This is a genomic window from Metabacillus litoralis (assembly GCF_020524045.1).
Classification (GTDB): domain Bacteria; phylum Bacillota; class Bacilli; order Bacillales; family Bacillaceae; genus Metabacillus; species Metabacillus litoralis_C.
Genome location: NZ_JAIVKL010000020.1, coordinates 27683 through 40121, shown reverse-complemented (window position 1 = coordinate 40121; position 12439 = coordinate 27683). Strand labels below are relative to the sequence as shown.

General features: G+C 38.1%; 12 protein-coding genes. All 12 read right to left on the bottom strand.

The window, feature by feature from the left end; all coding sequences use genetic code 11:
* Positions 1 to 4: 4 nt before the first annotated feature.
* The 12 genes from rpsS to rpoC all read right to left on the bottom strand — a co-directional run bounded on the left by rpsS (position 5) and on the right by rpoC (position 12425).
* On the bottom strand, positions 5 to 283 hold the full coding sequence (rpsS, locus tag LC076_RS20620) for a 30S ribosomal protein S19 (RefSeq protein ID WP_146950514.1): 279 nt from the start codon (positions 281 to 283) through the stop codon (positions 5 to 7).
* Between the two features lie 57 nt (positions 284 to 340).
* The gene (gene rplB, locus LC076_RS20615; RefSeq protein ID WP_146950513.1) at positions 341 to 1171 is read right to left on the bottom strand and encodes a 50S ribosomal protein L2; all 831 of its coding nucleotides are present in this window, start codon (positions 1169 to 1171) and stop codon (positions 341 to 343) included.
* 28 nt (positions 1172 to 1199) lie between these two features.
* The gene (gene rplW, locus LC076_RS20610; RefSeq protein WP_146950512.1) at positions 1200 to 1487 is read right to left on the bottom strand and encodes a 50S ribosomal protein L23; all 288 of its coding nucleotides are present in this window, start codon (positions 1485 to 1487) and stop codon (positions 1200 to 1202) included.
* Positions 1487 to 2110 (bottom strand): 50S ribosomal protein L4, encoded by a 624-nt coding sequence (rplD, locus tag LC076_RS20605; protein WP_226671048.1) that lies wholly within the window; start codon positions 2108 to 2110, stop codon positions 1487 to 1489. Before rplD ends, rplW begins: the two co-directional genes overlap by 1 nt.
* 27 nt (positions 2111 to 2137) lie before the next feature.
* Positions 2138 to 2767, bottom strand: a complete 630-nt coding sequence (gene rplC / locus LC076_RS20600) for a 50S ribosomal protein L3 (protein ID WP_226671046.1) — start codon at positions 2765 to 2767, stop codon at positions 2138 to 2140.
* A 43-nt stretch (positions 2768 to 2810) separates the two neighbouring features.
* Positions 2811 to 3119, bottom strand: coding sequence for a 30S ribosomal protein S10 (gene rpsJ / locus LC076_RS20595; protein WP_026561219.1), 309 nt, complete (start codon positions 3117 to 3119; stop codon positions 2811 to 2813).
* An 813-nt stretch (positions 3120 to 3932) separates the two neighbouring features.
* Complete coding sequence (tuf, locus tag LC076_RS20590; RefSeq protein ID WP_226671044.1) at positions 3933 to 5123, bottom strand: elongation factor Tu; 1191 nt, start codon at positions 5121 to 5123, stop codon at positions 3933 to 3935.
* A gap of 117 nt (positions 5124 to 5240) precedes the next feature.
* The gene (gene fusA / locus LC076_RS20585) at positions 5241 to 7319 is read right to left on the bottom strand and encodes an elongation factor G (protein WP_226671040.1); all 2079 of its coding nucleotides are present in this window, start codon (positions 7317 to 7319) and stop codon (positions 5241 to 5243) included.
* Between the two features lie 59 nt (positions 7320 to 7378).
* Positions 7379 to 7849, bottom strand: coding sequence for a 30S ribosomal protein S7 (rpsG, locus tag LC076_RS20580; RefSeq protein ID WP_111618110.1), 471 nt, complete (start codon positions 7847 to 7849; stop codon positions 7379 to 7381).
* A 40-nt stretch (positions 7850 to 7889) separates the two neighbouring features.
* Positions 7890 to 8309: a 30S ribosomal protein S12 gene (gene rpsL / locus LC076_RS20575; RefSeq protein ID WP_146950507.1), complete on the bottom strand. Its 420-nt coding sequence runs from the start codon at positions 8307 to 8309 to the stop codon at positions 7890 to 7892.
* 108 nt (positions 8310 to 8417) lie between these two features.
* Positions 8418 to 8666 (bottom strand): 50S ribosomal protein L7ae-like protein, encoded by a 249-nt coding sequence (locus LC076_RS20570; protein WP_226671031.1) that lies wholly within the window; start codon positions 8664 to 8666, stop codon positions 8418 to 8420.
* A gap of 159 nt (positions 8667 to 8825) precedes the next feature.
* Positions 8826 to 12425: a DNA-directed RNA polymerase subunit beta' gene (gene rpoC, locus LC076_RS20565; RefSeq protein WP_226671027.1), complete on the bottom strand. Its 3600-nt coding sequence runs from the start codon at positions 12423 to 12425 to the stop codon at positions 8826 to 8828.
* Between the last annotated feature and the right edge of the window lie 14 nt (positions 12426 to 12439).

Sequence of the window (12439 nt, the reverse complement as noted above, 5' to 3'; positions counted from 1 at the left end):
CTCATTAACGTCTTGTTTTTTTATCGTCATTTGCATGACCTTTGTAAGTACGTGTAGGTGCAAACTCACCAAGTTTGTGTCCTACCATGTCCTCAGTTACATATACAGGAACATGTTTACGTCCATCATAAACTGCAATTGTGTGACCAATGAATTGTGGGAAAATTGTAGAACGACGAGACCAAGTTTTAATTACTTGCTTCTTTTCAGTTTCATTCAATTTTTCAACTTTGCTTATTAAATGTTCATCCACGAATGGTCCTTTTTTCAAGCTACGGCCCATGATTGTACCTCCCTTCGCGATCGTGCTACGGTTCGAATGAACCGTAGTTCAACCACGTTATTTTTTACGACGACGTACGATAAATTTATCTGATTTGTTCTTCTTCTTACGAGTTTTAGCACCAAGAGTTGGTTTACCCCATGGAGACATTGGTGATTTACGTCCGATTGGAGAACGTCCTTCACCACCACCGTGTGGATGGTCATTAGGGTTCATTACAGATCCACGAACTGTTGGACGTTTACCTAACCAACGAGAACGACCTGCTTTACCAATGTTGATTAATTCATGTTGCTCGTTACCTACTTGACCTACAGTCGCGCGGCATGAAGAAAGAATCATACGAACTTCACCAGAATTTAAACGAACTAGTACGTATTTACCTTCCTTACCAAGAACTTGAGCAGATGTTCCTGCAGAACGAACTAATTGTCCGCCTTTTCCTGGTTTTAATTCGATGTTGTGTACTACTGTACCAACAGGGATATTAATTAATGGAAGTGCATTTCCTACTTTAATGTCGGCTTCAGGACCAGACATAATCTCTAAACCTACTTTAAGGTTTTTAGGAGCAAGGATGTATCTTTTTTCACCATCAACATAATTGATAAGTGCAATGTTTGCAGAACGATTTGGATCGTACTCGATTGTAGCAACGCGTCCTGGTATACCATCTTTGTCGCGTTTAAAATCGATCACACGATATTGGCGTTTGTGTCCGCCCCCTTGGTGACGAACTGTAATTTTACCTTGGTTATTACGTCCACCTTTTCTATGAACAGGTGCAAGTAATGACTTTTCAGGTTGGTCCGTAGTAATTTCAGCAAAATCTGATACTGTCATTCCACGACGACCGTTTGAGGTTGGTTTGTATTTTTTAATCGCCATATCGATATCCCTCCTTTTCTATTAAAATTTATACTTCAAATAATTCGATTTCTTTGCTATCCGCAGCAAGCTTAATGATTGCTTTGCGTCGACGGTTAGTTAAACCGCTGTAACGACCTACGCGTTTAAATTTACCTTTATAGTTCATGATGTTAACTTTTTCAACTTTAACGCCAAAGATTGATTCGATCGCATCTTTAACTTCAGTTTTATTAGCTCTAACATCAACTTCAAAAGTATATTTTTTCTCAGTCATAAGATCAGTTGAACGTTCAGTAATTACGGGGCGCTTAATAATATCACGAGGATCTTTCATTACGCAAGCACCTCCTCTACTTTTTGCACTGCAGCTTTCGTCATAATAAGTTTATCATGGTTAAGCACATCAAGAACGTTAACTCCATTAGCAGTAACAACTGTTACTCCAGGGATATTACGTGCTGATAATGCAACATTTTCGTTAATGTCAGCTGTTACGATTAATGCTTTCTTCTCTACAGAAAGGCCTTTAAGGACTGAAGACATTTCTTTCGTTTTAGGTGCATTAAGCGCTAAATCCTCTAACACAACGATACTGTTGTCAACTACTTTTGATGATAAAGCTGATTTGATCGCTAAGCGGCGAACTTTTTTAGGTAATTTATATGCATATGAACGTGGAGTTGGTCCGAATACGATACCACCACCGCGCCATTGTGGCGAACGGATTGATCCTTGACGAGCACGACCAGTTCCTTTTTGACGCCAAGGTTTGCGTCCTCCGCCTGCTACTTCAGAACGACCTTTTACTTTGTGAGTTCCTTGACGTAAGGAAGCTCTTTGCATGATAACCGCATCAAATAATACATGCTGATTAGGTTCGATACCAAATACAGAATCATTAAGTTCGATTTCTCCAACGTTTGATCCAGCTTGGTTTAATAATGCTACTTTAGGCATTACCCAATTCCTCCTTTCCTACTGAAATTATTTAGATTTTACTGCACTTTTCACAGTAATAAGAGCTTTTCTAGGTCCAGGTACATTACCTTTGATTAATAATAGATTGCGTTCAGCATCTACTTTAACGATTTCTAAGTTTTGAACAGTAATACGTTCTCCACCCATACGACCTGGTAAAAGTTTGTTTTTAAATACACGGTTTGGTGCTACAGGTCCCATTGAACCTGGACGACGATGGTAACGAGAACCATGAGACATAGGCCCACGAGATTGGTTGTGGCGCTTGATAGAGCCTTGGAAACCTTTCCCTTTAGATACTCCTGTTACATCAACTGTTTCACCAGCAGTGAATATATCAACTTTGACTTCTTGACCAACTTCGTATTGCTCTAAGCTAGCTTCACGAAGTTCTTTAACGAAGCGCTTAGGTGCAGTATTAGCTTTAGCTACGTGGCCTTTTTCTGGTTTGTTAGATAACTTCTCACGTTTGTCTTCAAATCCTAATTGAACTGCTGTGTATCCATCAGTATCAACAGATTTCTTTTGAAGTACAACGTTTGGAGTAGCTTCGATAACAGTTACCGGAATTAAATCACCATTTTCAGCAAATACTTGCGTCATACCTACTTTTCTTCCTAAGATTCCTTTGGTCATGAGTCACACCTCCTATTAAAATTCATTAATTTATTTTTTAAAATTATAGTTTGATTTCAATGTCAACACCAGACGGTAAGTCTAAACGCATTAGCGCATCAACAGTTTGTGGTGTTGGGCTGATGATATCAATTAAACGTTTATGTGTACGCATCTCAAATTGCTCACGAGAATCTTTGTACTTATGAACCGCACGTAGGATTGTGTATACCGATCTTTCGGTTGGTAACGGAATTGGACCAGATACATTTGCACCAGAACGTTTTGCAGTTTCTACGATTTTTTCAGCTGATTGATCAAGAATTCTATGATCATAAGCTTTTAAACGAATACGAATCTTTTGTTTTGCCATTATTTTCCCTCCTTTTCGCCTATTTTTAAAATAGACATTTTCTCCGCAAGAATTTTCCCTACACACGCCATGGCAAAGCGGCCGTGTGTATCGGCAACCTCTTGCTTCATCGCAGTCAAAGACCAACATTGTCTATTATACAAAAAACCTAAGTTATATGCAAGAGCTAATTTATATTTATTAGTAATCTTGAGCACTTTTACTATTATACATAGATTGTATAGCAATATCAACAAAAGCCTATATGGATTTTATTTCTAGTACATTAAGAATTAGAGATTAAAATAGTTGTACATTGTTAAAGACTAAATTCTTTTTCAATCTCTAAGAGAAAAAAAAAGAAGCATTAATCTGTTATCATTATCTTTATATATAAGATCATTAGATATTAGATTATTGACTTATATTACAAAATGGACCTATATATATAGAAGGAAAACTATTAAATTGTTTGGAGTACATATTATAATGGCTCTTATCTAAAGGATTCTTTCTTATTGACGTTTCTATTTATTAGAACCAATTATTTTCAAATTAAAGGTGCGATCTGTAGAAGAAAGATGCGACTAGACTTTATACAGAGTTGTTACCTTCATTATTCTAAAATCAAACTTTAAAAATAAAAGATAAACTTGCCTATTCATAAGTTTTTATTAACCACCCTTGTTTTTTTAAATATATGGAACAAAGTAAAGCTTCAATAGATGAGATAAACTAAAAGGAATATTAGAAAGAACATATCAATAAGTTAAAGCACAAAAAAGCGAGCATGTTAATATGCTCGCTTTTTATTTCTTCTATATAGAAGATATATTATTTTTGGATAGAAGCAACTACGCCAGCGCCTACTGTACGTCCACCTTCACGGATTGAGAATTTAGTACCTTCTTCAATCGCGATTGGAGCAATAAGTTCAACTGTCATTTCTACGTTATCCCCAGGCATAACCATTTCTACGCCTTCAGGAAGTTGACAGATACCAGTTACATCAGTTGTACGGAAGTAGAACTGAGGACGGTAGTTAGTGAAGAATGGAGTATGACGTCCACCCTCTTCTTTAGATAATACATAGATTTCTGCTTTGAAGTTTGTGTGTGGAGTGATTGTACCTGGTTTAGCAAGTACTTGTCCACGTTGGATATCGTCACGAGCAACTCCACGAAGAAGTGCACCGATGTTATCTCCAGCTTCAGCATAATCAAGAAGTTTACGGAACATTTCAACACCTGTTACAGTAGTTGATTTTGGCTCTTCAGTAATACCGATGATATCGATTGTGTCACCAACTTTAACTTGTCCACGCTCAACACGACCTGTAGCTACTGTTCCACGACCAGTGATTGAGAATACATCCTCAACTGGCATCATGAATGGTTTTTCAGTGTCACGTTCTGGAGTTGGGATGTATTCGTCAACTGCGTTCATAAGTTCAACGATTCTTTCTTCCCAGTCAGCTTCACCCTCAAGAGCTTTAAGAGCAGAACCTTTGATTACTGGTACATCATCACCAGGGAATTCGTACTCAGATAGTAAGTCACGAACTTCCATTTCTACTAATTCTAATAATTCTTCGTCATCAACCATGTCACATTTGTTTAAGAATACAACAAGGTAAGGAACACCTACTTGACGAGATAAAAGGATGTGCTCACGCGTTTGTGGCATTGGGCCATCAGCAGCAGATACTACTAAGATACCACCATCCATTTGTGCTGCACCAGTGATCATGTTTTTAACATAGTCAGCATGTCCTGGGCAATCTACGTGTGCATAGTGACGAGTGTCAGTTTCATACTCAACGTGTGCAGTTGAAATTGTGATTCCACGCTCACGCTCTTCTGGAGCTGCATCGATCATATCATATGCCATCGCTGCACCTTTACCACTGCGCTTAGCAAGTACAGTTGTGATTGCAGCTGTTAAAGTTGTTTTACCATGGTCAACGTGTCCAATTGTACCAATATTAGCATGCGTTTTGGAACGGTCGAATTTTTCTTTACCCATTCTAAATTCCTCCTCAGAGTTTTAATTATTGTTTTAAAATATATGTAACAGAAAGTGATAACTTCACTTTCTGTTCTCACATAAGTAGTTATACTTCATTAAAGGGAGAAAAATCAATTACTCACCTTTATTTTTTTTGATAATTTCTTCAGAAATTGATTTTGGTACTTCTTCATAGTGATCAAAGTGCATTGTAAATACTCCACGACCTTGAGTGTTAGAACGTAATGAAGTAGCATATCCAAACATTTCAGAAAGTGGAACCATCGCACGAACAACTTGCGCGTTACCACGAGCTTCCATTCCTTCTACACGTCCACGACGAGATGTTACTCCCCCCATGATATCTCCCATGTATTCTTCTGGAATAACAACTTCAACCTTCATAACAGGCTCAAGAATTACTGGACTACATTTTGACACTGCATTTTTAAGAGCTAAAGAAGCAGCGATCTTAAATGCCATTTCACTTGAGTCAACATCATGGTAAGATCCATCAACAAGTGCAGCTTTAACATCAACTAATGGGTAACCAGCAAGAACACCATTGCCCATTGCATCTTCAAGACCAGCTTGAACTGCAGGCACGTATTCACGAGGAACTACACCACCAACGATTTTGTTTTCGAACTCAAAACCTTTTCCTTCTTCATTAGGTGCAAACTCAATCCAAACGTGACCAAATTGTCCACGTCCACCAGATTGACGAGCAAACTTACCTTCAACTTTTGCTCCTTGACGGAACGTTTCACGGTAAGCAACCTGAGGAGCACCAACATTAGCTTCAACTTTGAATTCACGTTTCATACGATCAACTAAGATATCTAAGTGAAGTTCACCCATACCTGCGATGATTGTTTGACCCGTTTCAACATCTGTGTGAGCACGGAATGTTGGATCTTCTTCTTGAAGTTTCACTAAAGCAGTTGTCATTTTATCTTGGTCTGCTTTAGATTTTGGTTCAACAGAAAGTTGGATTACTGGTTCTGGGAATTGCATAGACTCTAAGATAACAAGGTTTTTGTCATCACATAGAGTGTCACCAGTAGTTGTATCTTTTAAACCTACTGCTGCAGCAATATCTCCAGAGTGAACTTCTGAAATTTCCTCACGGCTATTTGCATGCATTTGAAGGATACGACCTACACGTTCACGTTTACCTTTAGTAGAGTTTTGGATGTATGATCCAGAACTTAACGTACCTGAGTATACACGGAAGAATGTAAGTTTACCAACGTAAGGATCTGTCATTACTTTGAAAGCTAATGCAGAGAATGGTGCAGTATCGCTAGATTCACGAGTAACTTCTTCTTCAGTCTCAGGAACAATACCTTTAATAGCAGGTACATCAAGAGGTGATGGAAGGTAGTCTAGTACTGCATCCAACATTTTTTGAACACCTTTGTTTTTGAAAGCAGATCCACAGATTACAGGATAAAACTCAACGTTTAGTGTACCTTTACGAATTGCAGCTTTTAGCTCATCGTTAGAGATTTCTTCTCCACCAAGGTATCTTTCCATTAAATCTTCATCAAGTTCTGATACTGCTTCTACTAACTTTTCACGGTATTCATTAGCTTGATCTAAGTATTCTTCAGGTATCTCTTTATCAACGATATCAGTACCTAAATCATTACCATAGAACGTTGCTTTCATTTCTACTAAATCAATGATACCTTCAAACTGATCTTCAGCACCAATCGGTAATTGGATTGGGTGAGCATTAGCTTGAAGACGATCATGGATAGTTCCTACAGAATATAAGAAATCTGCACCGATTTTGTCCATTTTATTAACGAACACAACACGAGGAACTCCATAAGTTGTAGCTTGACGCCAAACTGTTTCAGTTTGTGGCTCAACACCTGATTGTGCATCAAGTACAGCTACTGCACCATCAAGTACACGTAAAGAACGTTCAACTTCAACAGTGAAGTCTACGTGTCCTGGTGTATCAATGATGTTAACGCGGTGACCTTTCCACTGCGCAGTTGTCGCAGCAGAAGTAATCGTGATTCCACGCTCTTGTTCTTGCTCCATCCAGTCCATCTGAGATGCACCTTCATGAGTTTCGCCGATTTTATGAATTCGACCAGTGTAATAAAGTACACGCTCAGTTGTAGTTGTTTTACCAGCATCAATGTGAGCCATGATACCAATATTACGAGTATTTTCTAAGGAGAACTCTCTTGCCATTGGGTAATTTCTCCTTCCAAATTGGAATTTTTTTGTTTTATTTTAGTTTTGTCTAATGATTACCAACGATAGTGAGCAAATGCTTTATTTGCTTCAGCCATCTTGTGTGTATCTTCACGTTTCTTAACTGCTGCACCAGTATTGTTAGCAGCATCAAGAATTTCGTTAGCTAAACGCTCTTCCATCGTCTTTTCTCCACGAAGACGAGCGTAGTTTACTAACCAACGAAGACCTAAAGTTGTACGACGATCAGGACGCACTTCAACAGGTACTTGGTAGTTAGCTCCACCAACACGACGTGCTTTAACTTCAAGAACTGGCATGATGTTTTTAAGTGCTTGTTCAAACACTTCCATAGCATCTTTACCTGAACGTTCTTTAATTAAATCGAAAGCATTATAAAGTACAGATTGTGCTTTACCTCTTTTTCCGTCGATCATAATTCTGTTTACTAAACGTGTAACAAGCTTTGAATTGTAAAGTGGATCTGGTAATACATCTCTTTTTGTAACAGGACCTTTACGTGGCATGTTATGTCCTCCCTTCATTTCAGTTTAATTTATTTGATGATTATTTTTTTACTTTAGGGCGTTTCGTACCGTATTTAGAACGACCTTGCATACGGCCATCAACTCCAGCAGTATCTAACGCTCCACGAACGATGTGGTAACGTACCCCCGGTAAATCTTTTACACGACCGCCACGGATAAGAACAACACTATGTTCTTGTAAGTTGTGACCAATACCAGGAATATAAGCTGTTACTTCAATTCCGTTAGTTAAACGTACACGAGCATATTTACGAAGCGCTGAGTTAGGTTTCTTCGGCGTCATCGTACCTACACGAGTACAAACACCACGCTTTTGAGGTGATGATAAGTTCGTTTGCTCTTTTTTGAAGCTGTTGTAACCTTTGTTTAATGCAGGTGATTTAGATTTCTCAACTTTGCTTACGCGACCTTTACGCACTAATTGGTTAATAGTAGGCATTTTGGTTTTCCTCCCTTCATTTCTTCAATACCACACATCCAGGTGGTTCATATTTAGGCAAAAACAAAGTTCCTGCAACATATCATATATAAATTGCAAAAACAGTTTTTACTGTATTATAGCTACAGCTGCAGCTCCAACTTCAATTCCACAAGCTTTACCAAGCTCTTTCATAGAAGTAACCTTCGTTAAAGGAACTTGCTGTTGATCTGCTGTATGAATTATCTTTTGGACAATTCGATAATCAGCATCTTCAGCAATGATGATCTCTCTAACTTCATTGTTTAATAGAGCTTTGACTGATTGCTTAGTACCAACAATTATTTTGGTTGCCTGTGATACTTTTTCATAAGACATAATTCTATATCCTCCAAAGCAACAGGTTTAAGATTGAGCACCTTGAATATAGTAACATTGGAAGAGATGGATGTCAACATAACTCCAGAAAATTATTTATCCATCCATCTCAATCCAATCTATTCATTTAGTAAAGATCAATTTGGAGCAATTTAAAACTTAATCGACTGTAACAACCTCTTCGGTTTGTTGCACTTTAGAAATTGGTTCAGCTTGTCGGTATCTTGGCATACCCGTTCCAGCTGGAACAAGTTTACCAATGATAACATTCTCTTTAAGTCCTAATAGCTCATCACGTTTTCCTTTAATTGCTGCATCCGTAAGAACACGAGTTGTTTCTTGGAATGATGCTGCAGATAGGAATGAATCAGTTTCTAGTGATGCTTTAGTAATACCAAGTAATACAGGTCTACCTGTTGCTGGACGTTTACCATCTAGCAATACTTGTTTATTAGCATCAGTAAATTGATGAACATCTAGTAATGTACCAGGTAATACATCTGTGTCACCAGCATCCATTACTCTTACTTTTCGAAGCATTTGACGTACCATAACCTCTACGTGCTTATCTCCAATTTCTACCCCTTGCATACGGTATACTTTTTGAACTTCACGTAATAGATATTGTTGTACTGCTTGTAAATCTTTTACTTTCAGTAACTCTTTAGGATCAATTGAACCCTCTGTTAAGACTTGACCACTCTCAACTTTATCACCTTGAGTAACTTTAAGTCTTGCATTATATGGCGCTGTGTAAGAACGGGACTCTACTTCACCTTGAATAACAATTTCTTGTTGTTTATCACGTACTTCGTTTATTTCTGAAACTACCCCAATGATTTCTGAGATAATTGCTTGACCTTTAGGGTTTCTAGCTTCAAATAACTCTTGGATACGTGGTAAACCTTGAGTGATATCGTCTCCAGCAACTCCACCTGTATGGAATGTACGCATCGTTAACTGTGTTCCTGGCTCACCGATTGATTGAGCTGCAATAATTCCAACTGCTTCACCAACTTCAACCTCTGTTCCTGTAGCAAGGTTACGACCGTAACATCTTTTACATACACCATGTCTAGTATTACATGTAAATGCAGAACGGATCCATACTTTATCAATTCCTGCTTCAATAATTTCAACAGCAATATCCTCTGTAATTAACTCGTTCTCATTAACGATGATTTCATCTGTTTCAGGATGTTTAACCACCTTACGACAGTAACGTCCGATTAGACGCTCATCTAACTTTTCAATGATCTCAGTACCTTCTCTGATTGATTCGGCAAGAATACCACGATCTGTACCACAATCATCATCACGAATGATAACATCTTGAGCAACATCTACAAGTCGACGTGTTAAGTAACCTGAGTCAGCCGTTTTAAGTGCCGTATCAGCAAGACCTTTACGCGCACCGTGAGTAGAGATAAAGTACTCTAATACTGTTAAACCTTCACGGAAACTAGATTTGATTGGTAATTCAATGATTCGTCCAGCCGGATTGGCCATTAGTCCACGCATACCAGCAAGCTGTGTAAAGTTAGATGCATTACCACGAGCTCCTGAATCACTCATCATAAAGATTGGATTGCGCTTATCTAGTGACGCCATTAACTTACCTTGAATTGTATCTTTAGCTGCACTCCAAATGGAAATAACACGTTCATAGCGCTCGTCTTCAGTGATTAAACCTCTTCTGAACTGCTTTAGAACATTGTCAACTTTTGTTTGTGCTTCACTAATGATCTCTTTCTTCTCTGGTAAAACGATAATATCAGATACACCAACTGTGATACCTGCTTTAGTTGAATATCTAAATCCAAGATTTTTCATGCGATCTAGCATTTTTGAAGTTTCAGTAATATGGAACTTCTTGAAAATCTCAGCAATAACATTTCCAAGTATACCCTTTTTAAATGGTGCAATTTCCTCTTGAGCTTCAATAAACTCTTTCACATCAGCCGATGTCTCAAGGAAATATTTATCAGGAGTCTTCTCTTCAATATTTTGTTTAGTCGGTTCATTCATATAAGGGAATGATTCCGGTAAAATTTCATTAAAGATCAGCTTTCCAACAGTTGTAACAAGTAACATCTTGTTCTGTTTTTCAGTAAAGCTTTGCTTATTTAATGAACCAGCGTTTACAGCTACACGTGTATGTAAGTGTACATAACCGTTTTGATAAGCAAGTAATGCTTCACTAGTATCATTGAAGATCATTCCTTCACCAATTGTTCCAGAACGTTCTAATGTTAAGTAGTAGTTACCTAAAACCATATCCTGCGAAGGAGTAACAACTGGTTTACCATCTTTAGGGTTAAGGATGTTTTGAGCAGCAAGCATTAATATACGTGCTTCTGCTTGAGCTTCTGCTGAAAGTGGAACGTGAACAGCCATTTGGTCACCATCGAAATCTGCATTGTATGCAGTACATACTAGAGGGTGAAGACGAATTGCGCGCCCTTCCACTAAAGTAGGTTCGAAAGCTTGAATTCCTAGTCTATGAAGAGTAGGTGCACGGTTAAGTAGTACTGGATGCTCTTTAATAACTGATTCTAATACATCCCAAACTTCAGGTTGTACTCGCTCAATTTTGCGTTTTGCACTCTTAATATTATGAGCAAGACCTTTTTCAACTAATTCCTTCATGACAAATGGTTTGAATAGCTCAAGTGCCATCTCTTTCGGTAATCCACATTGGTACATTTTTAAGTTCGGACCAACAACAATTACAGAACGACCAGAATAGTCAACACGTTTACCCAGAAGATTTTGACGGAAACGACCTTGTTTACCCTTCAACATATGTGAAAGAGATTTTAACGGACGGTTACCTGGACCAGTTACTGGACGGCCACGACGACCATTATCAATTAAAGCATCAACTGCTTCTTGAAGCATACGCTTTTCATTTTGAACAATAATACTTGGTGCTCCTAGATCTAATAAACGCTTTAGACGATTATTACGATTAATAACACGTCTATATAAGTCATTTAAATCCGAAGTAGCAAAACGACCACCATCAAGTTGTACCATTGGACGTAACTCAGGTGGGATAACAGGTAACACATCTAAAATCATCCATGAAGGTTCGTTACCAGAGTTACGGAATGCTTCAAGAACTTCTAAACGTTTAATTGCACGAGTTCTACGTTGTCCCTGTGCAGTCTTCAGCTCTTCTTTTAAGCCTTCTACTTCTTTATCAGCATCAATATCAGCAAGAAGCTTTTTAATCGCTTCTGCACCCATTGAAGCTTGGAATGTATTACCATATTTTTCACGATAAGCACGGTATTCTTTTTCAGATAATAGTTGTTTCTTTTCAAGTGGCGTATCACCAGTTTCAGTAGTGACATAGGAAGCAAAGTAAATAACTTCTTCCAATGCACGAGGAGACATATCTAATACTAAACCCATACGACTTGGAATACCTTTAAAGTACCAAATATGTGATACAGGAGCAGCTAATTCAATATGACCCATTCTTTCACGGCGAACTTTTGCACGTGTAACTTCAACTCCACAACGATCACAAACTACACCTTTATAACGTACTCTTTTATATTTCCCACAATGACATTCCCAGTCTTTTGTTGGACCAAAGATACGTTCACAGAACAAACCATCTTTTTCTGGCTTTAACGTTCGGTAATTAATTGTTTCTGGTTTCTTAACCTCTCCAAATGACCAAGAACGAATCTTGTCAGGTGAAGCTAAGCCGATGCTCATATATTCAAAATTATTAACATCTAACAAGGGGCCTACCTCCC

Excerpts from the sequence above, each read along its gene's own strand:
- rplW (WP_146950512.1), bottom strand. The coding sequence starts at position 1,487 with ATGAAAGATCCTCGTGATATTATTAAGCGCCCCGTAATTACTGAACGT.
- rplB (WP_146950513.1), bottom strand. The coding sequence starts at position 1,171 with ATGGCGATTAAAAAATACAAACCAACCTCAAACGGTCGTCGTGGAATG.
- rplD (WP_226671048.1), bottom strand. The coding sequence starts at position 2,110 with ATGCCTAAAGTAGCATTATTAAACCAAGCTGGATCAAACGTTGGAGAA.
- rplC (WP_226671046.1), bottom strand. The coding sequence starts at position 2,767 with ATGACCAAAGGAATCTTAGGAAGAAAAGTAGGTATGACGCAAGTATTT.
- fusA (WP_226671040.1), bottom strand. The coding sequence starts at position 7,319 with ATGGCAAGAGAGTTCTCCTTAGAAAATACTCGTAATATTGGTATCATG.
- rpsS (WP_146950514.1), bottom strand. The coding sequence starts at position 283 with ATGGGCCGTAGCTTGAAAAAAGGACCATTCGTGGATGAACATTTAATA.
- tuf (WP_226671044.1), bottom strand. The coding sequence starts at position 5,123 with ATGGGTAAAGAAAAATTCGACCGTTCCAAAACGCATGCTAATATTGGT.
- rpsG (WP_111618110.1), bottom strand. The coding sequence starts at position 7,849 with ATGCCACGTAAAGGTCCTGTTACAAAAAGAGATGTATTACCAGATCCA.
- LC076_RS20570 (WP_226671031.1), bottom strand. The coding sequence starts at position 8,666 with ATGTCTTATGAAAAAGTATCACAGGCAACCAAAATAATTGTTGGTACT.
- rpsJ (WP_026561219.1), bottom strand. The coding sequence starts at position 3,119 with ATGGCAAAACAAAAGATTCGTATTCGTTTAAAAGCTTATGATCATAGA.
- rpsL (WP_146950507.1), bottom strand. The coding sequence starts at position 8,309 with ATGCCTACTATTAACCAATTAGTGCGTAAAGGTCGCGTAAGCAAAGTT.